The organism is Ochrobactrum sp. SFR4 (assembly GCF_019730395.1).
Classification (GTDB): Bacteria; Pseudomonadota; Alphaproteobacteria; order Rhizobiales; family Rhizobiaceae; genus Pseudochrobactrum.
Window position 1 is genome coordinate 1 of sequence record NZ_JAAPBB010000219.1, and the last position, 440, is coordinate 440.

1 protein-coding gene is annotated in these 440 nt (G+C 54.5%); it reads right to left on the reverse strand.

The window, feature by feature from the left end:
- Window positions 1–212: hypothetical protein (locus HBA93_RS18695; protein ID WP_221724298.1), on the reverse strand; the 212-nt coding region annotated here is incomplete at its 3' end.
- Window positions 213–440: the final 228 nt, after the last annotated feature.

The window sequence follows — 440 nt, forward strand, 5'->3', positions numbered from 1 at the left end:
TTTTGTGTCGCGACTTCGATCAGATGCCGATCGTTATCATCGCGCTGATCGGAAACCGCAAAATCCGGTCCCCATGCTTCTAGAATGTCGATGAGCTTTTTAACCCCATCGAGAAACACCACAGGGCAGGCAGAATTTCCGCAGTAGTAGTCAGAGGTGACGATTATCGCGACTTCCTTGCCATCCTTCAGATCAACGTCGATGGAGGCCACATTTGGCGGCACCAGCTCATCAGAACCGCCTTGGAAGCGCTCTTTCAGGGCTTACGTTGCGGCCTTCAGTTCGTCCTCGGTTGGGGTGCGCTCTTGCTGATCTTGTGGAATCGGTTGCGCCATGTAAGCCGCCCCTGACCATTTCCAGAGACGTTTTCCGTCATAGAGCGGCTTCATGCCTGTAGCGGAGATTGCGCCTAGACCGACCGTTTTCCCCGGAACACGCCA